Annotated in this window: 22 protein-coding genes; 13 read left to right on the forward strand and 9 right to left on the reverse strand. The window is 62.2% G+C overall.

The annotated features are described in order from the left end of the window. Positions 1-11: 11 nt before the first annotated feature. The gene (locus ATN38_RS17260) at positions 12-380 is read right to left on the reverse strand and encodes an SPW repeat protein (protein ID WP_003941901.1); all 369 of its coding nucleotides are present in this window, start codon (positions 378-380) and stop codon (positions 12-14) included. A 361-nt stretch (positions 381-741) separates the two neighbouring features. Here ATN38_RS17260 and ATN38_RS17265 point away from each other — a divergent pair, with 361 nt between their 5' ends. Both ATN38_RS17265 and ATN38_RS17270 read left to right on the forward strand, forming a co-directional pair. Beyond that, positions 742-1,479 carry a DNA alkylation repair protein gene (locus tag ATN38_RS17265; RefSeq protein ID WP_058227503.1) on the forward strand — a complete coding sequence of 246 codons (738 nt, stop codon included), beginning with the start codon at positions 742-744 and terminating at the stop codon, positions 1,477-1,479. 38 nt (positions 1,480-1,517) lie between these two features. Further along, complete coding sequence (locus ATN38_RS17270) at positions 1,518-2,834, forward strand: glycosyltransferase 87 family protein (RefSeq protein ID WP_058227504.1); 1,317 nt, start codon at positions 1,518-1,520, stop codon at positions 2,832-2,834. Here ATN38_RS17270 and ATN38_RS17275 read toward each other — a convergent pair. Then, a complete protein-coding gene (locus tag ATN38_RS17275) occupies positions 2,806-3,861 on the reverse strand; it encodes a ferredoxin--NADP reductase (RefSeq protein ID WP_003941851.1) in 1,056 nt (351 codons plus the stop codon). The genes ATN38_RS17270 and ATN38_RS17275 overlap by 29 nt on opposite strands. 361 nt (positions 3,862-4,222) lie before the next feature. Here ATN38_RS17275 and mdo point away from each other — a divergent pair, with 361 nt between their 5' ends. From mdo to ATN38_RS17295, 4 genes are all read left to right on the forward strand, one after another. Beyond that, positions 4,223-5,497: an NDMA-dependent methanol dehydrogenase gene (gene mdo / locus ATN38_RS17280; protein ID WP_003942095.1), complete on the forward strand. Its 1,275-nt coding sequence runs from the start codon at positions 4,223-4,225 to the stop codon at positions 5,495-5,497. Between the two features lie 86 nt (positions 5,498-5,583). After that, on the forward strand, positions 5,584-6,666 hold the full coding sequence (locus ATN38_RS17285) for a MoxR family ATPase (RefSeq protein WP_063314739.1): 1,083 nt from the start codon (positions 5,584-5,586) through the stop codon (positions 6,664-6,666). Then, on the forward strand, positions 6,663-8,186 hold the full coding sequence (locus tag ATN38_RS17290; protein ID WP_058038127.1) for a VWA domain-containing protein: 1,524 nt from the start codon (positions 6,663-6,665) through the stop codon (positions 8,184-8,186). Before ATN38_RS17285 ends, ATN38_RS17290 begins: the two co-directional genes overlap by 4 nt. 56 nt (positions 8,187-8,242) lie before the next feature. Further along, a complete protein-coding gene (locus ATN38_RS17295) occupies positions 8,243-8,590 on the forward strand; it encodes a hypothetical protein (protein ID WP_047268921.1) in 348 nt (115 codons plus the stop codon). Here the strand turns inward: ATN38_RS17295 and ATN38_RS17300 are convergent. Both ATN38_RS17300 and ATN38_RS17305 read right to left on the reverse strand, forming a co-directional pair. Beyond that, the gene (locus tag ATN38_RS17300; protein ID WP_037129880.1) at positions 8,579-8,998 is read right to left on the reverse strand and encodes an RNHCP domain-containing protein; all 420 of its coding nucleotides are present in this window, start codon (positions 8,996-8,998) and stop codon (positions 8,579-8,581) included. The two genes, ATN38_RS17295 and ATN38_RS17300, sit on opposite strands and share 12 nt — an antisense overlap. Positions 8,999-9,009: 11 nt before the next feature. Continuing rightward, the gene (locus ATN38_RS17305; protein ID WP_003941922.1) at positions 9,010-9,372 is read right to left on the reverse strand and encodes an RNHCP domain-containing protein; all 363 of its coding nucleotides are present in this window, start codon (positions 9,370-9,372) and stop codon (positions 9,010-9,012) included. A gap of 435 nt (positions 9,373-9,807) precedes the next feature. Between ATN38_RS17305 and ATN38_RS17310 the strand changes: the two genes are divergently transcribed. The 3 genes from ATN38_RS17310 to ATN38_RS17320 are packed head-to-tail and all read left to right on the forward strand — an operon-like array spanning position 9,808 to position 13,125. Continuing rightward, positions 9,808-11,013 (forward strand): iron-containing alcohol dehydrogenase, encoded by a 1,206-nt coding sequence (locus tag ATN38_RS17310; RefSeq protein WP_003942060.1) that lies wholly within the window; start codon positions 9,808-9,810, stop codon positions 11,011-11,013. A 58-nt stretch (positions 11,014-11,071) separates the two neighbouring features. Next, the gene (locus ATN38_RS17315) at positions 11,072-12,445 is read left to right on the forward strand and encodes a GAF domain-containing sensor histidine kinase (protein ID WP_003941844.1); all 1,374 of its coding nucleotides are present in this window, start codon (positions 11,072-11,074) and stop codon (positions 12,443-12,445) included. Next, entirely contained in the window at positions 12,442-13,125 is a 684-nt protein-coding gene (locus ATN38_RS17320; protein WP_042453153.1) for a response regulator transcription factor, read from the forward strand. The genes ATN38_RS17315 and ATN38_RS17320 overlap by 4 nt, the downstream gene beginning before the upstream one ends. On the opposite strand, the gene ATN38_RS17325 is transcribed toward ATN38_RS17320, so the two are convergent. Both ATN38_RS17325 and ATN38_RS17330 read right to left on the reverse strand, forming a co-directional pair. Further along, positions 13,122-13,661 (reverse strand): hypothetical protein, encoded by a 540-nt coding sequence (locus ATN38_RS17325; RefSeq protein WP_007728324.1) that lies wholly within the window; start codon positions 13,659-13,661, stop codon positions 13,122-13,124. The genes ATN38_RS17320 and ATN38_RS17325 overlap by 4 nt on opposite strands. 83 nt (positions 13,662-13,744) lie before the next feature. Continuing rightward, complete coding sequence (locus tag ATN38_RS17330; protein WP_007728322.1) at positions 13,745-14,239, reverse strand: GbsR/MarR family transcriptional regulator; 495 nt, start codon at positions 14,237-14,239, stop codon at positions 13,745-13,747. A gap of 68 nt (positions 14,240-14,307) precedes the next feature. Between ATN38_RS17330 and ATN38_RS17335 the strand changes: the two genes are divergently transcribed. After that, on the forward strand, positions 14,308-15,243 hold the full coding sequence (locus ATN38_RS17335; RefSeq protein ID WP_003942009.1) for an ABC transporter ATP-binding protein: 936 nt from the start codon (positions 14,308-14,310) through the stop codon (positions 15,241-15,243). Further along, positions 15,240-16,910, forward strand: a complete 1,671-nt coding sequence (locus tag ATN38_RS17340; protein WP_063314736.1) for an ABC transporter permease — start codon at positions 15,240-15,242, stop codon at positions 16,908-16,910. The genes ATN38_RS17335 and ATN38_RS17340 overlap by 4 nt, the downstream gene beginning before the upstream one ends. Positions 16,911-16,922: 12 nt before the next feature. Here the strand turns inward: ATN38_RS17340 and ATN38_RS17345 are convergent, their stop codons facing one another. Together ATN38_RS17345 and ATN38_RS17350 are read right to left on the reverse strand one after the other, a co-directional pair. Beyond that, positions 16,923-17,711, reverse strand: coding sequence for a thioesterase family protein (locus ATN38_RS17345; RefSeq protein ID WP_042920993.1), 789 nt, complete (start codon positions 17,709-17,711; stop codon positions 16,923-16,925). 233 nt (positions 17,712-17,944) lie between these two features. Next, positions 17,945-18,421: a MaoC/PaaZ C-terminal domain-containing protein gene (locus ATN38_RS17350; protein ID WP_007728315.1), complete on the reverse strand. Its 477-nt coding sequence runs from the start codon at positions 18,419-18,421 to the stop codon at positions 17,945-17,947. 110 nt (positions 18,422-18,531) lie between these two features. On the opposite strand from ATN38_RS17350, the gene ATN38_RS17355 reads away from it, so the two are divergent. Continuing rightward, positions 18,532-18,957 (forward strand): DUF6314 family protein, encoded by a 426-nt coding sequence (locus tag ATN38_RS17355; protein ID WP_058038124.1) that lies wholly within the window; start codon positions 18,532-18,534, stop codon positions 18,955-18,957. Positions 18,958-18,973: 16 nt separating this feature from the next. Here the strand turns inward: ATN38_RS17355 and ATN38_RS17360 are convergent, their stop codons facing one another. After that, positions 18,974-19,186: a molybdopterin-binding protein gene (locus ATN38_RS17360; protein WP_003942061.1), complete on the reverse strand. Its 213-nt coding sequence runs from the start codon at positions 19,184-19,186 to the stop codon at positions 18,974-18,976. 141 nt (positions 19,187-19,327) lie between these two features. Between ATN38_RS17360 and ATN38_RS17365 the strand changes: the two genes are divergently transcribed. Beyond that, entirely contained in the window at positions 19,328-19,531 is a 204-nt protein-coding gene (locus ATN38_RS17365) for a DUF4287 domain-containing protein (protein WP_218748280.1), read from the forward strand. Positions 19,532-19,534 lie beyond the last annotated feature (3 nt).

The raw sequence follows: 19,534 nt of genomic DNA on the forward strand, positions 1-19,534 counted from the left end.
ACTCCGCTCCGTCAATGGGCGGCTACGCCGCCGTGACCCCCGTGATGCATCCGCGCACTCATCACCGGCATCGCACTCACCGCGACCACAACGGTCAGGACCCCGACCACCCAGGCCGTCCACGACGCACCGCGTAGAGCGTCGAAGCTCATGACCCAGGGTGAAATGAACATCAAGACGCCGAAAACGCCCATCGCGTAATCCGCCATGGCCATGTCCGGACGTGCCATGTGCGCCAGACCCGACAGTGCAACCAGGACACCCAGGACGACGAGTGACCACATTGCCCGATCGGTGGTGTCGAGCCACATCGGCGAGAGAGCCGCAAAGACGCCGAGAACCACCGCGACGGCATCTTGCATTCGATTCCACGACTTCATGACGAGACCTCCAAAGACGAGAGTGTGTCCACCTGTAGTACACGCCCGCGGCAGATCGAGATCAACTCTCCGCCAATTGCATTCGCGTTGCAGTTAGAGGCGATGTGGAGGCTCGAATATCAAGATTTGTGACTATTCGTCCGGATTGCCACGAGCCGGCGCGGAGCGCTGGCCGCGATATGTCCCGAGAGTGCCATGAGGGTGAGAGTGGTGAATGCGATAGCGGCGGTGATCATGGGTGGTCCTTTCACTGACTGTCCTCGAGTGTCGTCTGCCGACCTGTGGCCGAGCAGGGCACACGGTGTGAGGACGCTGAGAGAATCGAAGAGTCCGCACAGACGACCCGTGAGAAGGTTCTGGGGTGACGCAATCGAGTGCCCAGGACGTGATCGAACAGTTGGCCGACCTCGCGGATCCCGCGGATGCCGTCCAGCTACAGAAGTTCTTCAAGACAGCGCCGGGGGAGTACGGCGAGGGTGACGTCTTCATCGGCGTGCGAGTACCGAAGACGCGTTCGGTGGTGAAGAAGCATGTCGGTCTCGAGTTGCCTCAGGTACGCCTCCTTCTCGACAGCGACGTCCACGAGCATCGGTTGGCCGGTCTGTTGATCCTGGTTGCTCGATTCGAAAAGGTCAGTCGCCCAAAATTTTTCGACGACGAGAGTCGCGCCCGCATCGCCGACTTCTATCTCAGCGCTGTCGAGGACGGGCGGGTGAACAATTGGGATCTGGTGGATTCGTCCGCCGGACAGATCCTCGGCGGCTGGCTGTACGACCGAGATCGCCGGCTGATCTTCGAGCTTTCCGATTCGGGTGGCCTGTGGCGACGACGGGTGGCGCTGCTGACGACTTACGGATTCATCACTCGCGGCGACGGGTCGACCACGCTCGAGCTTGCCGCGCAGGTGCTGGGTGATCGACGAGACCTGACCCAGAAAGCGATGGGCTGGATGCTCCGCGAGGTGGGCAAGCGGGTGGACCGGGATTTGTTGACCGGTTTCCTCGCGAAGAATGCAGCAGACATGGGACGCACGGCGCTGAGCTACGCGTGCGAACACCTGACCGCAGAAGAGCGAGCGCACTTCCGGGCGGCCCGCTAGCGAAGTACCGCTCGGTAGGTTGTGGGACGATTCTCGGTATGCCCGCCACCCGTGTCGAGGCGTCTCGAATTGTGACGATCGGTTCACTGATCGCTGCCGGCGTCGCAGCTCTGTGTTATCTCGTGTACTCCGTTCGAGCCGTCGAACCCGTTGATTTTCTCGTCTACCGCTACGCTGCCCAGGCGTTCGCAGCGGGATCGAACATCTACGAGGGCAATCTGTCCGGCCCGTTGATCGTCGAAGAGGGTATGCCGTTCACCTACACCCCATTCGCGGTGATCTTCCTCTGGCCGACTGTCCTCTTCGACTGGTGGACTGCCTATCTGCTGTGGTCGGGATTTTGCATCGCGGCGTTGGTGTGGACGGTTGCGAGGTTCACTCCCGCTCGCGTCCCCAAGCGGCCGCTCGTCATGGCGGCATTGGTCCTGGCCGTGTCGGTGACCCCCATCGTCAGTGCGCACATCTCATTCGGCCAGGTGAACTTGGTGCTGATGGTGCTCGTACTGCTCGACGTGACTCGCCGAGAGGATTCGAGATTCGGCCGGTGGTTTCCGCGAGGACTGCTGATTGGCGTCGCGGCCGCGATCAAGCTGACTCCGGCTCTCTTCATCGTCTACTTCGTCGTCACGAAGCAGTGGCGACTCGCGATCTGGAGTTCGATCGGATTTGCCGCGGCGACCGCCGTCGCAGCAGTGGTGGACCCGGCCGTCAGCTGGACCTTCTGGTCGGACGTCGTCTGGAACCTCAGCGACCGGGTGGATTTGAGCGGGCAGGCGATCGCGAGTGCCGGCAACAGTTCGCTGCAGGGCGGACTTGCCGCGCTGGGCCCATGGACAGCGTCTCTGGCGATGCCGTCGACCGTGCTGTGCGCGGGGGTAGCGCTATGGATCGCCCGAGATGTCTATCGCGTCGGGCGAGCGGTCGATGCGGCGTTGGTGATCGGATTGAGCGCGCCGATTCTTTCGCCGATCAGCTGGATTCACCACTGGGTGTATCTCGTGCCTGCCGCCGTCACGGTTCTTTTTCGGCTTCGATCGCCGCTGCAGTTCGGTGCGGCCGCTCTGGGGTTGGCCACCGTCTACTGCGGGCCGAGTATGGGACAGCAGTTCATCGAGACGTCACCGCTCCTGCTGCCGTTCGGGTTGGTCCTTCGTGAGGGTTTCCTGATCGTGACCCTCGCACTGATTCTTGCGCTGTGGAGGTTGCCCACAACGGCGCCTGCGTGGGTTTCGCGGCGGGACTCGGAAGATGACTCGGGAGACTCCGAACATGACAAAGCCCCCGATTCCGCAGGGAATCAGGGGCCGTCATGCATCGAAGCAGGGTTCAGAACTCGATCTTCAGGTGATCGGTGATCGGCTTCGCCTGGCAACCGAGGATGTAGCCGTTCGCCACGTCCTCGGCGTCGAGGATTTCGGAGTTGTCCATCTGAACTTCGCCTTCGGTGACGGTGCAGGCACACGACCCGCACTCGCCTTCCTGGCAGGAGTACGGCACGTCGAGGCCCTTGGCGAGCATGATGTCGACGAGCGTCTGCTTGCGCGGCCAGACGAGGGTGTGGGTTTCACCGTCCAGTTCGACCTCGACGGTTGCGGCGTCGGCTGCTTCCTCGTCGGAGACCTCGGCTACCTCGACGTCACGGAACGGGTCACCCGCGAGCGAATTGAAGACCTCGGCGTGAACCTGCGTGCGGGGCATGCCGGCCTCTGCCAGTGCCTTGTGGACGGCGTCCATGAAGGGGCCCGGACCGCACATGAAGGCCTCGTACGCGACAAATGGCTTGGCCAGTGTCGCCAACTGTGAGACGGCGGGGAGTCCCTGCACGGTTTCGATCCAGTGGACAACGGTGAGGCGGCCGGGGTGTTGCGCTGCCAATTCGCGAAGTTCGGCGCCGAAGATGACGGACTTCTCGTCGCGATTCGCGTAGATCAGCACGACGTTGCCGCTGCCCTGCGTGAGGGCGGACTTGAGGATCGAGATCACCGGAGTGATACCGCTGCCTGCACCGAAGAGCAGGAAGTCGTGATCGAGCGACTTGGGCGTGAAGACACCTGACGGCGGCAGCACTTCGATGGTGTCGCCGACCTGGAGCTTGTCGCACAACCAGTTGGAGCCGTAGCCGTCGACGGTTCGCTTGACGGTCACCTTGGGGGCGTCGTCGGTGAAGGGTGAACTGGCCAGCGAGTAGCAGCGTGCGACCGAGCCGGTCTGATCACTCGGGATGCGCAGGGTCAGGAATTGACCTGGCTTGTAGTCGAACTTGTCCTTCAGTTCTGCGGGAATCTCGAACACCAGCGACCGGGCGTCGGAAGTCTCTTCGATGACTCCGGACACGGTGAGTACCGCCGATCGCGAGCTGTGCGGTACCTCGACTGTCGTCATCGCGAAGCTAGTCCTCTCGTGAAGCTGGGTAAAGCGCAGGTCAGTGAAGTGCAACATCTAGAACGTGTTCTAGTTCAATGTTAGCAGTGATGAAAAGCTACTGGGGATCGTAGTCGCCGAGCAACACGTTCCCGATCAGCGGGAACCATGGCGGTCTGATCCAGCCGTCCTGGCAGTCCGGGGTGGCGTCGACCTGCCCGAACGGGCGGTTCGTGAGCGGCGTCCGGGCGGTTGAGCTGCCGAAGTCTGTGCATGGGCTGTTTGTCGGTACACAGTGGGAACCAGGTGAGACGCCGGTCACAAAGATTCGGCTCGAATCCCTCCCGCAGTCACATTCGTGCACATCCCTGAGGAGATACCGATGGCTATCGAGCTCAACCAGATCTGGGACTTTCCCATCAAGGAGTTCCACCCCTTCCCTCGCGCCCTGATGGGTGTGGGCGCTCACGACATCATCGGGGTGGAGGCCAAGAACCTCGGCTTCAAGCGCACCCTTCTGATGACGACCGGTCTGCGCGGTTCGGGCATCATCGAGGAACTCGTCGGCAAGATCGAGTACCAGGGTGTCGAGGTCGTGCTCTACGACAAGGTCGAGTCGAATCCCAAGGACTACAACGTCATGGAGGCCGCGGCTCTCTACCAGAAGGAGAAGTGCGACTCGATCATCTCGATCGGCGGTGGTTCGAGCCACGACGCCGCCAAGGGCGCTCGCGTCGTGATCGCACACGACGGTCGCAACATCAACGAGTTCGAGGGCTTCGCCAAGTCCACCAACAAGGAGAACCCGCCCCATATCGCCGTATCCACCACGGCCGGAACGGGTTCCGAGACGTCGTGGGCGTACGTCATCACCGACACGTCGGACATGAACAACCCGCACAAGTGGGTGGGCTTCGACGAGGCGACCATCGTCACCCTGGCGATCGACGATCCGCTGCTCTACTACACCTGCCCTCAGCATTTCACCGCGTACTGCGGCTTCGACGTACTCGCGCACGGCAGTGAGCCTTTCGTGTCTCGTCTCGATTTCGCGCCTTCGCTCGGTAACGCGATCTACTCGGTCGAGTTGGTCGCGAAGAACCTGCGCGAGGCCGTCTTCGAGCCGCGCAACCTCAAGGCCCGCGAGGGAATGATGAACGCGCAGTACATTGCCGGGCAGGCCTTCAACTCCGGTGGCCTCGGCATCGTTCACTCGATCTCGCACGCGGTCAGTGCCTTCTTCGACAGCCACCACGGTCTGAACAACGCAATCGCGTTGCCGCGTGTGTGGGAGTACAACCTGCCTTCGCGCTACGAGCGCTACGCCCAGTTGGCCGGCGCACTCGGTGTCGACACTCGCAACCTCACCACGGTTCAGGCCGCAGATGCTGCCGTCGAGGCTGCCATCCGTCTGGCCAAGGACGTCGGTATCCCCGACAACTTCGGTCAGGTTCGCACCGACTCGTACGCGAAGAACCAGATGAACACCAAGAAGTACGAGGGCCGTGGTGATGTCATCAAGGGTGACGAGAAGACTGTGCGCGCCATCTCCGAGCACATTCAGGACGACTGGTGCACCCCGGGCAATCCCCGTGAGGTCACCGTGGAGTCGATGATCCCGGTTGTCGATCACGCGATCAACAAGTCGTACTTCTAGCAGGGCCTTCGGCCCCGTGCGCCTTTTTGGTAGCCCGCACTACCAAAAAGGCGCACAGGGGCTTGCCCCCCCATGAAAGGTGTTCCATGTCCGGTCGCAGTTTCTCCAGCGGAATCGAAGTGAAAGATGCTCTGCGAGAGCAGGACTACATTGCCGATGACGAGTTCGCGGTAGTCGTTCATCTGGCGACGGCGCTGGGGCGCCCGCTCCTGCTCGAAGGTCCGGCCGGTGTCGGCAAGACGGAACTGGCGAAGTCTCTGGCTGCGATCGGGGGCCGCAAACTGGTGCGATTGCAGTGCTACGAAGGGCTGGACGACAATCGCGCCCTGTACGAATGGGACTACGCGAAGCAACTCCTGCACGTGCAGATGCTCCGCGACCGGATCAGCGATCAGGTTTCCGAATTCGACAGCGTCGCCGAAGCGTCCAAGTTTCTGGCCGATCAGGATTTCGGTTTGTACTCCGAGAACTTCCTGTCCGTACGACCGCTGCTCGAAGCAATCCTCTCACCCGATCCGGTAGTGCTTCTGGTCGACGAGGTAGATCGCACCGAGGAATCGATGGAAGCATTGCTCCTCGAGATTCTCGCCGAACAGCAGATCACCATTCCCGAGGTCGGTACGTTCGTTGCCCGCTCGCAGCCCTGGGTCATCCTGACGTCCAACGACACCCGCGAGCTCTCACCCGCGCTCAAGCGTCGTTGTCTGCATTACCATCTCGGCTATCCGACGTCGGAGCGTGAACGCGAGATCGTCACGGCCCGAGCGCCGGAGGTGGATTCGGCTACGGCCACCGAGGTTGTCGAATTGGCTCGCATCCTGCGTGACCTCCCGCTGCGCAAGAGTCCGTCCATCTCGGAGGTCATCGACGCGGCCAGGGCGGCAACAGTGCTCGCGGCCGGCGGATTCGACACCGCTTCCGACGCCAAGGTGCGCGACATCCTGCTCACGGCGTTGCTCAAGTACTCGTCCGATGTGACGCTGGCCAAGGAACGATTCGACGGAAAGCGTCTCGAATCACCGTCGCGTGACGGCGGCGAGCCGATCGAGCGGTCCACGGTGGCAAGCAAACCCGCCAACACGACGACGGCCGTGTTCCGGGGCACGGGTGGACGTGACCCTCATCAACAGGGAATCCGCGGCGGCAGCGGAATCCGTTCGACGCGATGACGACGCTCGGTGGCCTTGCCGTGTGGCAACCGTCGTTTGTTCTCGACGTGGTGTCCGCGAGTTTCGGCCGATTGCTGAGGGCGGCCGGAGTTTCCGCGTCACCGGCCGAGGTCATCGAGGTTCGGCGTGTTCTCGCGATGGTCGGCGCTTCGGATCGTGAGACGTTGCGAGCATGTCTTCGGGCAGTGTGCGCCAAGTACTCTCACGAGCAGGCCGGTTTCGATCGGGCGTTCGACGCGCTGTTCCGGCCGGCCGCAGGCAAAGCGCACGCCGAGCGGATGGCTTCGCGCGCCGAGGTGGCGGACGGTCTGCCCACCGCGCTGGGGATCGACGAGGATCAAGAAGTTGGTCGGTATGCCGAGTACAACGAGCGTGCAGCCGAGGTCGGCGACTACTTCGACACTCCGGAAGCGGAGAAGGGGTTCAACCCGCACAAGGACGACGACGATGTGTCGATGACGTCGAGCGATGCCGAACTGTCGGTCGATACCGGTTCGGAGACCGGTCGACGCGGAGTCAGTTACACGGTCGACGTGGACCGTGCAGCATCGGCGGTGGTCGGTGACCTGAGCACCAGTGTTGCTGCAGCAGTGGTCGGCTCGTTGTCCTGGGACGATCCGACGTCGATCCTCGCCTGGTTGGATGCCTACGACCCGAGCAAAGCGTATGCGGACGTCTCCGACGACGGGCCGCTGACGCAGGCGCAACTGAACCGGCTCGTCGAGGCGGTCGAAGCGTTCGTGCAAGCACTCTCGGCCGCTGCACTCGCCGAAACCGCTCCCGATGCGCCCGACAGTGAATCTGCCGCGGGCGCAACGCACAACGACATCGAACTCGCGTGCCACGAAGTGCTTCGGCGGATGAGAGGACCGTCCAGACCTCGGCCCCGTGAGCGCTCTCGTGGGCATCTCGACATGCGGCGTACGGTGCGTTCGAGCCTGCGCACCGACGGGATACCCTTCCATCTGGTCGTGAAAGCTCCTCGCCCCGATCGTGTTCGACTACTTCTCATCGCCGACGTGTCGCTGTCCGTGCGCCCCATCACCGCGTTCACTCTGCGCTTGGCTCAGGCAATGCATCGCCGAGCAGATCGTTGTGAAGTCCTCGCCTTCGTCGATCGTCCGGTCGACGTGACCGACACCCTTCTCGCCAGTAGTGGTGACGGCGCACTGGCCGCGGTACTCGCGCACCCGGGTCTGGATCTGGAAGCCAGCAGCGATTACGGGCGGGTGCTCACAGAATTGTTGGACGAGCACGGAAACACCTTGAACTCACGGACGTCTGTCATCATCGTGGGCGACGGTCGGTGCAACGGGTTGCCCCCGCAGGCGGACAAGCTCGAGGAACTCCGCCGAAAGGTCCACCGTCTGGCCTGGATTACGCCTGAACCACAGCGTTACTGGAACCAGGCATCGTGCGCGATGCCGGAGTATTCGGAGATCTGCGACGAGGTTGTTGTTGCCCGAGATGCCGCGCAACTGATGGCAAAGGCCGCCGAGCTGGGGCACGCACTTCGCTGATGTCAGTGCACTTCACCGATGTCACTGCGCGATCTGTCGTGAACTAGTTTGATCTCATGTCCGAAATCAGGGGATCGATCTGGCGACCGATCGCGGCGCTGACAGTGCTCGGCGCCGTGTGTGGGGTTGTGGCGCTCGGCGTGTTTCAGTGGTGGTGGAAGTCGTTGGCGTCACCGCACATTCTCACCGGAGGATCCTATCGGGAGCCGTTTTCCGAACCGACATACACCGGACCCGGATTCATGGACCTCTTTCCGGCAGAACCTGCCCCGTGGCTGTACTCGGGACTGGTCCTCGGACCGACGGCGGTGGGCTTGCTCGCCGGGATCGTGTTCGTGGTGTTCGTCCGGTGTAATCGTGCGCAGAACCGCACGATTGCACCGGACGAATCATCAGAGCGCTAGCAACGCGCGCGAGCGCAGGCGAGGGTCTGCCAACGGACGTAGCGCCAAGCGCAGCAGGACCAAGACGTTGTCGTCGCCGGCAATCCTGTTGACTTTCAACGTATTGCACTCGACGCACTGGTGAACGAGCATCCATTCACCGTCTTGACGGACCGACAGGCACAGCGCCGCCATGGCACCTCGGCACTGTTGTGCTCGGTCGCCCGGAACGCGACCGTCCACGTGGCGGCTGGCCAGACAGTTCGGGCAGTGGTTCCGATGAGCGGTACCCGGCGCCGCAGTGGAGATGTCCAAACGGCATGTGAGACAACGGAAGCTCGATCCTTGTTCTCCGCCGATTCCGTGCAGTACGTGCTTGGCCCGTTGCGGTGCCCGCCGCGGGCGGGTGCTGGGATTCCTACGTGGCATCTGATTCCCCTTCACAAGTCGCCGAAGGCTTCGAGCGGGAAGGGCGGTTGCGCGAGCGGCCGCACTGCCATTCTCATCAACAACAACTGGTTGTCGTCTCGGCTGACGGGGTTGGAGGTGAGCTCGAGGCACTGTGCGCAGCGGTGGATGATCATCCAATCGCCACTGCGCAGTACTGCGATCGAAATGGGAGCCATCCGCATTCCGCAGTCCGACGGTCCACCTTCCACCTGGTCGAACAGGTGTCGGGAATGCAGGCAACTGGGGCAGTGGTTTCGGCGATCACCATCGGGGCCGTAGGTCATGACTGTGAGTCCGCACTGAATGCACGAGAAGGTGTCGGTTTTCGAGATGGAATTGTGTGATTGAGGCACTGGAGAACTCCTAGCTGAGTGAACAAAGCAGTAGGAGCAGGCCGAGGGGGCCTCGCGGCTGTCAGTCCGACGTTTCGAGGATCAGCATGTGACCCTCGAGGTTGCCGGCAGTGCAGGGGCGGGAGGCGCGCTCGGCGCGGGCTGGGTCATAAACACCTTCTGAATCGGTTCTACGGGCCACTCTGGCCGCAACCGAAAGTACAGCGGGACCTTCTCGCCGCGCCATTCATTTTCCCGAGACGCCTTACCTGCCCGAACGGGTAGGTAAGCGCCTCTCCTTCGGTGGGTGTGCCCCGACTGCTGTCCGCGTAGGCTCGGGGCCAGCGATTGTAAGGTGGATCACACCAGTTTGTGCACGTGGGAGTTGATGCGCTGAGAGCGACGGATGCGAAATCCCGACCGGAGATCTCAGAGCAGCGAGAGGAGAGTGGGGTCGTGTCCGTGGCATACCCGGATGCTGTGAACCACGGTGTTCATCGCCGCGGCACTGCTGCTCGACTGGTCAAATTTCACGCCCCCGAGATCGTCTTCGGTATCGGTTCCCTGGTCGAGGCAGCACACGCGACTCTGAGGTTCGGCGGGTTCCGGCCATTCCTGGTCACCGATCCCGGTCTGATCGACGCGGGGTGGGTCAGCGAACTCGAAGACCATCTCACGGAGCAGGGATTGACGGCGACGGTGTGGTCAGGGCTGACGCCCAATCCCAAGGACTTCGAGATCGCGGCCGGTTTCGAGGTGTACCAGGAAGGCGAGTGTGACGTCATCATCGCGCTCGGCGGCGGTTCGGTCATCGACGCGGCTAAAGGTGTAGCCGTCCTCGCTGCCAACGGTGGCAACATACTCGACTACGAGGGGGTAGATCAGGCGACCAAACCGATCCCGCCGTTGGTGATGGTTCCCACCACGTCCGGCACGGGCGCGGACGTGTCGCAGTTCTGCATCGTCACGGACACGACCCGCGGCACCAAGATCACCATCATCGGCCGGGCGCTGGTTCCAGATGTGACGGTCATCGATCCGCGGTTGCTCACGACGATGCCCGAGTGGCTCAATGCGGCAACAGGATTGGACGCACTGACGCACGGAATCGAAGCCTTCGTCTCACTGGCGCACAATCCGTTGACCGATCATCACGCGCTCCGCGCTGTCGGCCTCGTGACCGAGAATCTGGTGCACACGATCCAGGACCCGATGGAGATGGAAGCTCGATCGGTGATGGCGCAGGCGAGCCTCGAGGCCGGGTTGGCGTTCACCAACGCGATACTCGGAGCCGCGCACGCCATGAGCCATCAGGTGGGCGGCATGCTCGACCTTCCGCACGGCGTCATCAACGGAATTCTCTTGCCCCACGTCATCCGGTTCAATTCCACCACGGACGCCGCCCCCTTTGTCGCCATCGCTGCGGCACTGAGTCTTCCCGAGCAGCGCGGCACCCCGGAGGAAGCAGCGTTGGCGGTGGCCGACCGTGTCGAACGTCTCGCCCGGGAGGTCGGTGTGCCGAAGGGGCTGGGGGAGTTGGGTGTTCGAGAGGAAGACCTCAGTCGACTTGCCAGCTTCGCGTTACTCGACGCCTGCATGTCCACCAATCCCAGGGAAGCGACGCAGGAACAGATGGTGGCGTTGTTCCGAGGTGCCTTGTGAAGATGGACGCTGTGAAGATGGACGCTGTGAAGAGGGCCGCTGTGAATTGGTGCAGGCGATGACCGCGGACCTGTCCCGGCTCACCGGATTACGATCGGGTAAGAGTTCGTTCTACCCGCAGTATCGCGGTGCGGCCGAGCGCCTCGAACGCGTCGTGCATGCCTTGGAGTTGATCTCGCGGGCTTTGGTGCGCACCGTCGAGGGGCCGGAAACCCTCGTCTGCGCGGTCGCGGAAGCTGCCCGTGCGCATCTGAGTGCCAACTGGATAGTCTTCGCCTTGGCTGACGGAACTTTGCCCGACGCCGGACCACGGCGACTGGTTCTCGGCCCGGACGCCACCCCTTTTCTGGTCGACAACGTCGAGGGGCCGCCACTTCCGGAGGATGTCGTCGAATGCCTCGACGACATCCGGTACGGAAGAATCGAATCCAACTCGGTGATCGACGCGCACTACGCGTTTGTGCCGATCGTGCTCGGTGGCGGCGTGGTAGGTGCCTTTGCAGCCTGGACGCCGGCCAACCGAACCCTCGACACGACGGACGGAGCCGTGCTCAGCATTCTGGCCAGCCAGACTGCTGTGGCTCTGCAGAATTCGGCGCTCTATCAGCGCGGACAACTACTGCTCGAGCGTGCCGAAGATGCGTATGCGGAGGCCAATCGTACTGCAGCCGACCTTGCGGTGCGCAACAGCGAATTGGAGTCCACTCAGCGTCAACTCGGAGTGGCGCACCGGCACCAAGTGGTCGACGACGAACGTCACCGGATCGCCCGCGAATTGCACGACAGTGTGACACAGGCGGTGTTGTCGGCCGGCATGCAGATCGAGGTCTGCCGGAGTGACATCCCGGAGGCTGAACGCAGTGAAAGACTGGACTTGGCAAAGGATTTGACCAGGAGGGCGGTCGAGCAGCTTCGTTCGGCGATCTACGCGCTCAATCATTCGTCGGACGCGGACCGGACGTCGTTGCCCGAGATGCTCGAGCAGCTCGGCGTGGTTCACATGCCGGACGAGTTGGCGGTGAGCGTTCGCGTCGGCGGTACCCCGACCGAACTTCCGGGCGATGCCGAACACGCTCTTCTCCGGATCGCGGGGGAAGCGCTCTTCAATGCAGCGGTCCATGCTCACGCGAATCGGGCGGTGCTTCGTCTGACCTATCGGGCGGACTCCGTGTTGCTGTCGGTCTCCGACGACGGTGACGGCGACCCTGCGCGAATGCGTCTGATCCTCAAACTCGCAGCCACCAACGACGTCGACGGCCGCCATCGCGGTCTCGCGAACATGCAGGCGCGAACACTCGAGTTGGGTGGTGCGCTCGAAGTACGGCGCGCGCGGATCGGTGGGATTCAGATTCTCGTGCGACTACCACTGCCGTTCGACTCGGGCATGGAAAACCTTTGCTCCACCACTGAAATCGAGAGCGAGGAATCATGACTACTGCGCGTCCCGTCATCACCCGCGGAGCATCGCCGGTTCTGGGATTGGTTCGAATCGTCCTGGTCGACGACCATGCAATTCTGCGGCAAGGGCTCCGCTCGGTTCTCGAGCGCGAAAGCGATCTCGAGATCGTGGGGGAGGCGTCGTCCCTCGCCGAGGCACTCGCCGTGGTCGACAAGGTCGGCCCGGACATCGTCCTGATGGATCTCAAACTCTCCGCCAGTTCGGACTACGAGGGACTGACCCTGTGTGGCCAGCTGTCCTCGGCGCATCCCGGCCTCGGACTGTTGGTTCTCACCACGTTTCTCGACGATCAACTGGTGGTGCGAGCGGTGCACGCGGGTGCTCGCGGCTATGTCGTCAAAGACGTCGACACCACCGAATTGGTGCGTGCGATCAGGGCGGTCTCGCGGGGTGAGAGTGCGTTCGATTCGCGCAGCGCGTCAGCTGTCGTGCGATCGCTCAACGGGCAGTCGTCGTCGAAAGAACGATTGACCGATCGCGAACTCGAAGTGCTCAGACTCCTCGCAAACGGCTTGTCCAACATCAAGATCGGTGAGAGATTGTTCATCTCACCGACCACCGTCAAGTTTCACGTCAGCAACATCATGCGCAAACTCGAGGTGAGCCGTCGAGCAGAGGCCGTCTATGCCGCGAGTAAGCAAGGTCTGATCTAGCTCTGCTCGGAGACCGTCCAGGCGCGCAGCGCTTGATGCTGTAGGAGGAGCACGCTCGAACGAGTTGTGCGCAGAGTCGACGCGGTCATCTCGGCAGTCAGACCCACTGCGATTCGTAGTACCAGAACCTCACGTTGGTCGTCGGTCAGGCGACGCGGGCGTTTGAATTGTCCGTCGATGTTGCGTGACTGGGGAATTGACGCAATTCGTCGAGAGGCCAACTCGTACGCGAAGGTCTCGATGCGTGTGTCGGCCGAGATCGTGTCGGACATTCGTGTGACGACGTCCAGGGTGCATTGGTGGGCGAGATCGTCGGCGAATGTCGCGACGGGCGTCCCGAGGAGTCTGGCGCGATAGTAGAGAACGACGCGAGGGTGCAACCGGGCCAGTAGTTTCGACAGTGCATGGTGATCACCGGCGAATGCCTCGGCGGCGGTGCGATTCAGGGAAATCGATCGTTCACAGGTTTCGGGTGAAGCGGTACGCGCGAAGGGTGGAGTCGGTGAAGTGTTCGCGCCCCTGATCGACAGCTTCATCAGCAACTCCTCGATTACACCGCACCTGACCATGCTGGAACGAGAATTGAGGTACCCCGCCGAAATTGCGGGTAAACCTGAAGTTACCTGCCAGGTGTCCGGTCTTTTCGCCGGGAGCGCCAGTCCGCGAGCATTCGCGGCATTTCCGCGGCCATGAAGTCGAAGAAGTCGCGCAGATCTGCCATACGATCGCCGGCGGTTGTTCCTTCACCGAGGACTCGTATGCCCTCGTCCGCAACTGCCGAGACCTGGTAGAGCGAGGACTGTTTCGTGACAAACGCGTCGGCCCACATGTCGACGCTGACGCAGTAGTGCTGACGCCGCGATCCGGGGACGGCCACACGCTCGATCAATCCGACTTGCTGGAGGTATCGGACGGCTCCGGAAATGGCGGCGGGGCTCACTCCCAACCGAGATCCGAGATCTCCTGGCGTGGACGAGGGTGTCTCGCTGGTCATCAACGCGGCCCAGACGCGGGCGGGCATCGGCGGAAAACCCATGTCGCTCAGTACGAGTGAGAGTCGCTCGACATAGTGTCGGCTCTCGTCCGGTGCAACGGTGTGGCTGGTGTCGGTCATCGGAACCCTTCGATCTTTCCGTCTTTTCTATCTTCACACATTTGTGAAATCGGCGTACGGTCAAATTCATGGGTGCGGCAATTTCAGTGAAAAGCCTCGTCAAGACCTTCGGTACCACCCGCGCGCTGGACGGCCTCGACCTCGACGTCTCGACGGGTGAAGTGCACGGATTCCTGGGGCCGAACGGTTCCGGAAAGTCCACCACTATTCGGGTGCTCCTCGGCCTGCTCCGCTCGGACTCCGGAGACGCAACCGTTCTCGGCGGCGATCCGTGGCGAGACGCTGTTACTTTGCATCGACGTCTCGCCTATGTGCCTGGCGACGTGAATCTGTGGCCCAACCTCACCGGCGGTGAGGCTATCGATCTGTTGGCGGGCCTGCGCGGTGGCTTGGACCGAAAACGCCGCAGCGAGTTGCTCGATCGCTTCGAATTGGACCCGACCAAGAAGGCGCGTACGTACTCGAAAGGTAACCGGCAGAAGGTTGCACTCGTGGCCGCGTTCTCGTCCGACGTCGACCTTTACGTCCTCGACGAACCCACATCGGGGCTCGACCCGTTGATGGAGGCGGTATTCCAGGACTGCGTCGAGGAGGTGGCTCACGCCGGAAAGACGGTACTGCTGTCGAGCCATATCCTCGCCGAGGTCGAAGCGCTGTGCGATCGTGTGAGCATCATCCGCGACGGGCGGACGGTGGAAGAGGGAACACTGTCCGAACTCAGGCATCTCACGCGCACGTCCGTCGCGGCGGAGACGCAGCGTCCGATCGGTGGACTCGACGGACTCGGCGGTGTCCACGACGCGGTGATCGACGGTAACCACGTCACCTGCGAAGTCGACAGCGCGCAACTCGGACCACTCATGACGTACTTGGTCGGATTCGGAATCGTGGCGCTCACTTCCACTCCGCCGACTCTCGAAGAACTTTTCTTGCGGCATTACGGTGACGAACGGGCCAGGGAGACTTCGGTACACCTGCGAGCCGAGACCGGAGTACGGCCGTGACCGTTGTTGTCGAGGCCGCTCCACCGGTACCGGCCTCGGCAAGTCAATTCACCGGCACACGCCGACTGGTTCGGCTGGCTTTGCGGCGGGACCGAATTCAGCTCTCCGTGTGGGTTATCTCCATCGTCTTGTTCATGCTGCTGGTTGTCGCCAGTGTGACCGGGCTGTACTCGACACCCGAGGAATTACGAAACATCGCAGTCAGTTCCGCGGTATCGCCGGTCGCGCTGGCGACCAACGGGATCGTGTCCGGTGATTCGCAGGGCGCGATAGTCGCCAGTCAGTCGGTGCTCGTGTTCGCGTTGGTGGCCGCATTGATGAGCACCCTTGCGGTGGTTCGCCATACGCGACAGAACGAGGAGACCGGCCGAGCCGAGATGATCGGTGCAGCGGTGGTAGGTCGACGAGCGCTCCTGACCTCCGCACTGATCGTAACGGTCGGTGCGAACGTCGTTCTTGCACTGGGAATTGCACTGGGATCGATCGCCGTCGGTTTGCCTGTCGTCGGTTCGTTCGCGTTGGGCGCCTCGATAGGTGGGACCGGAATCGCGTTTGCCGGAGTGGCAGCCGTGACGGCGCAGATCACCGACGGTGCTCGTACGGCCAACGGCCTGGCGGGTGCCGCGATCGGCGTTGCGTTCATGCTGCGCGCGATCGGCGACGTGAACAGTACGGTCGTCGACGACGGAACTCGCGTGGTCAGTGGCTGGTTGTCGTGGCTCTCGCCGATCGGATGGGCACAACAGATCAGACCTTTCGACGACGACGCCTGGTGGATCCTGTTGTTGCTGATCGGATTCGCGGCTGTGCACGTGGTGGTGGCTTTTGTTCTCATCGGCCATCGCGATCAGGGAGCGGGACTCGTTCAGCCCCGACCCGGCCCGCCAGTCGCGGCATCGTGGCTACCGTCGGCTTGGGGCCTGGCGTGGCGCATGCAGCGAATGACGATGTTCTGGTGGATCTTTGCCGTTGTCATACTCGGGTTCGCGTACGGCGCTGTGGGCAACGAGATCGACGCGATGGTGGGATCGTCGCAGCAGACCGCGGAGATGTTCGAGAAACTTGGCGGCGGCGGATCGGATCTGGTGGATTCCTACTTGGCCACTGCTCTGGGGCTCACGTCGATAGTCATCGCGGCGTATTCGGTCCAGAGTCTTCTCCGGATGCGGGGCGAGGAAACATCGGGACGGCTCGAACCGTTGCTGGCAACGTCTTTGTCGCGGTGGAGGTGGATGCTTTCTCACCTGGGTGTGGTTGTGGGCGGCGTGATCCTCGCGCACGTCTTGATGGGTGCCTTCACCGGATTTGCCTTCGGGCTCGTCACGGACGACATCGGCGGCAACACACTTCGCATGACTGGCGCCGCGTTGGCCTATCTGCCTGCGGTGCTCGTAGTCGTGGGGTTGGTGTCGTTGGCTTTCGGACTGTTTCCGACGTACGCGTCGGCGCTCTCCTGGGGAATCTTGGCGGCATGCATCGTGCTCGGGCAACTCGGCACGTTGCTGAAGCTTCCGCAGGTAGTGCTGGATCTGTCGCCCTACACTCACGTGCCGGGTGCCCCTGCCGAGCCGGTGACAGTTCTGCCACTGCTGGCAATGATCGTTGTGGCAGTGGTGCTTTCGACAGCATCGCTTGTTGCGTTCCGTCGTCGCGACCTCCAGGTGTAGGAGAGCTGAAACTCAACTCAGAATTCGACGAAGCTGGCGAGCCCGAGCAGCAAGTCGTCCGGTCGAGTCGAATAGTTCGGATTCGTCAACACAGAGAGTGTCCGTCGCCCAGGCAGTCCCGTGGCGTAGGCGATACCACGGTGACAGCGTTCGGGGATCTGCCGTGAGGTGCTCCGGGGTGAAATGCGCGGTGAACTCGATGGTCGGTATGGCCACGGGCATCGTCAGTGTCGCGAACAGTCCGGGCGGAAGCGCGTCGAGAAGGACCGCGGCGCGCTCTTGGGCCGTGAAATCGAGGTCTGTGAGCAGGCGGATCCAGACGTCGAATTCAGGGGAGTCGCCACCGGCGAACGGCCTCGCGGAATTGATCGGCCGGATGTCGAGGTGCTGGGCGAACGGCACAAAATCCACCGGGATCTCCAGCGGCGGCAGGGTTGACGGGTCGGCCGGAGCCGGTTCGGCGACAGGGGCGGACATTGTTGTAGCTCCTATGTCGCGGGCCAACCGAACGAGAGCGGATCCCGAACCGGTCAGCGTGACGTGGCAACTGACGGTCCGCCCGCCCCGCATCTCGCCGACAGTCAACTCGGCCGGCCCAGGAGGAACGGGGCGGTCCAGATGCGCCGTGACTGCCAGCGGTTCGGCTCCGGACGCGTCGGCCGCCACCCGCAGCATCCGTGCAATTGCGAGTCCGCCCTGGATGCCGTCGAAACTCCGCCAACTGGAGTCGAATTCGGTGTGATGACGCGCTGCGTCGGTCGACGGCGCGGCCGCCACTGATGCCTGACTAGTAATTGCCATAGTCAGCACCCTAGATGCTGACTATGGCTATGGCAAGCTAGGGTCTATTCGGGAGTGCTGGACGACCCACCGAAGAGCATGTAGATGAGGATCTGAAGAATGCCGAGAGGATTGATCTCGCCGAGGCTGCTCATGTGTGAGGAACTCCTGATTGCAGGGATGGGTATTGTTGCGTCGCAACGTCACTGAAAGTACGGCAATTCGAACAGTGTGGTGCGAAATTTACCGATAATTCACTGTCCGCGAGTCGAGCGGCAGTGCAGGTAGGCGTCAGTGACCACGTCGAGAACGCGATTGCCGTGTGCATCGACCAATTTCGCTGTGATGGTCACCAATCCTCGCGCGCGATTGTCGAACACGACGTTGTCGACGGTGACCTTTCCGCTCAGGGTGTCACCGGGGCGAAGCGGACGGAGGAAGCTCACGTCGCGCATGGTTTTCCCGGCGATCACGTTCCACTGGTCGTAGAGACTGGCGACCACCAACTTCTGGCAGATCGACAGGGTGTGCAGCCCGCTGGCGATCAACCCGCCGAAGACGCCGGACTCGGCGGCTTCCTTGTCGACGTGAAACCACTGGGGATCCCACTGAGTTGCGAACTCGACGATTTCCTCTTCGGTCACCGAATACGAACCCAATGGGATCACTTGGCCGATCTCGAGATCCTCGGCGAACACTGCGCGTTTGTGAAGGGCGGCCGAATCGTTCATGGTTGTGAAAATCTCCTGCGTGTTCCGGGTGTACTCGGAACATACTCTCGCAGTGTGTTCGAGTCGGTCTCCGGTGTCGTCGGGCAATGCAGGGTCACTAGAATCGCCACATGGTCGACGACGCGAAAATCGAGCCGAGGGCGCTGGTAGGAAAGTGGCACTTCGAGCGGGACATCGTCGACCGCCTTTCCGGTTCCACCAAGCATGTATTCGGCGAGACCACTATCTCCGACGCCGGTGACGGTCTGATGCGCTGGTACGAGAGCGGCACGCTGCGTGACGGCGACCTGGAATTACCCGTGTTCCGAACTCTGTTCATTGCCGAGCGCGGCCTCGAGTGGGCCGTGACATTCGAAGACGGCAGAGAGTTCCACGACTGGGCGCCGGGGGAGGAAGTCGAGCACCTGTGCGGTGCGGATACCTACCGCGGGCGAATCGACGTCACTGCCGGAGATCGATCGACCTGGACTGTCGTCTGGACCGTGACGGGGCCGAGCAAGGACTACACGATGACCACGCATCTCACCCGGCCCTGATCACATCGCTCGCCAGTTACTCGACGCCGATCGTCACCTCGGTGGACTTCACGAATACCGTTGCGGCTTGGCCTGGTTCAAGATCGAGATCCAGTGCGGCATCGCGGGTGATCGACGAGGTCACAATCTGATTCCCGCCGTCCAACTTCACCTTGACCGTCGCCATGACGGTGCCGAGGTTGACCTCGGTGATGGTGCCGGTGAGTTGATTTCGTGTGGACAGTCGCATCGCTGAACTCCTGTGCTCTCGGGTGGGTGTTCTTCGACCATAATGCGATGGTCGCGTGTCTACCCAGCGATTCCCCAGGTGCGGACATGCGGGCGCCGCCGGTGCGCGAATATTGTCGGGCGGTGGAGGTAGATTCCGGTCATGACTGAACCCGTGAAAGGCCCGGCGTCGTATTTTCCGTCGATCGAGAAGAAGTACGGTCGGCCGATCGGTGAATGGCAAGAGCTGATCAGAAGCTCAGACCTCACGAAGCACATGGATTTGGTCAACTGGTTGAAGTCGGAGCACGGTATGGGTCATGGGCACGCGAATGCGCTTGTCGCCCATACGCTGAAAGAAGGCTAGTTC

Origin of the sequence: Rhodococcus sp. FH8, assembly GCF_019266085.1 — a bacterium.
GTDB classification, from domain to species: Bacteria; Actinomycetota; Actinomycetes; order Mycobacteriales; family Mycobacteriaceae; genus Rhodococcus_F; species Rhodococcus_F qingshengii.

Coding starts and splice junctions, on each gene's coding strand:
- ATN38_RS17345 (WP_042920993.1), bottom strand. CDS start 17,711: ATGGCAATTACTAGTCAGGCATCAGTGGCGGCCGCGCCGTCGACCGAC.
- ATN38_RS17275 (WP_003941851.1), bottom strand. CDS start 3,861: ATGACGACAGTCGAGGTACCGCACAGCTCGCGATCGGCGGTACTCACC.
- ATN38_RS17295 (WP_047268921.1), top strand. CDS start 8,243: ATGTCCGAAATCAGGGGATCGATCTGGCGACCGATCGCGGCGCTGACA.
- ATN38_RS17360 (WP_003942061.1), bottom strand. CDS start 19,186: ATGCGACTGTCCACACGAAATCAACTCACCGGCACCATCACCGAGGTC.
- ATN38_RS17365 (WP_218748280.1), top strand. CDS start 19,328: ATGACTGAACCCGTGAAAGGCCCGGCGTCGTATTTTCCGTCGATCGAG.
- ATN38_RS17315 (WP_003941844.1), top strand. CDS start 11,072: ATGACCGCGGACCTGTCCCGGCTCACCGGATTACGATCGGGTAAGAGT.
- ATN38_RS17335 (WP_003942009.1), top strand. CDS start 14,308: ATGGGTGCGGCAATTTCAGTGAAAAGCCTCGTCAAGACCTTCGGTACC.
- ATN38_RS17325 (WP_007728324.1), bottom strand. CDS start 13,661: ATGAAGCTGTCGATCAGGGGCGCGAACACTTCACCGACTCCACCCTTC.
- ATN38_RS17320 (WP_042453153.1), top strand. CDS start 12,442: ATGACTACTGCGCGTCCCGTCATCACCCGCGGAGCATCGCCGGTTCTG.
- ATN38_RS17355 (WP_058038124.1), top strand. CDS start 18,532: ATGGTCGACGACGCGAAAATCGAGCCGAGGGCGCTGGTAGGAAAGTGG.
- ATN38_RS17300 (WP_037129880.1), bottom strand. CDS start 8,998: ATGCCACGTAGGAATCCCAGCACCCGCCCGCGGCGGGCACCGCAACGG.
- ATN38_RS17290 (WP_058038127.1), top strand. CDS start 6,663: ATGACGACGCTCGGTGGCCTTGCCGTGTGGCAACCGTCGTTTGTTCTC.
- ATN38_RS17350 (WP_007728315.1), bottom strand. CDS start 18,421: ATGAACGATTCGGCCGCCCTTCACAAACGCGCAGTGTTCGCCGAGGAT.
- ATN38_RS17285 (WP_063314739.1), top strand. CDS start 5,584: ATGTCCGGTCGCAGTTTCTCCAGCGGAATCGAAGTGAAAGATGCTCTG.
- ATN38_RS17330 (WP_007728322.1), bottom strand. CDS start 14,239: ATGACCGACACCAGCCACACCGTTGCACCGGACGAGAGCCGACACTAT.
- ATN38_RS17260 (WP_003941901.1), bottom strand. CDS start 380: ATGAAGTCGTGGAATCGAATGCAAGATGCCGTCGCGGTGGTTCTCGGC.
- ATN38_RS17270 (WP_058227504.1), top strand. CDS start 1,518: ATGCCCGCCACCCGTGTCGAGGCGTCTCGAATTGTGACGATCGGTTCA.
- mdo (WP_003942095.1), top strand. CDS start 4,223: ATGGCTATCGAGCTCAACCAGATCTGGGACTTTCCCATCAAGGAGTTC.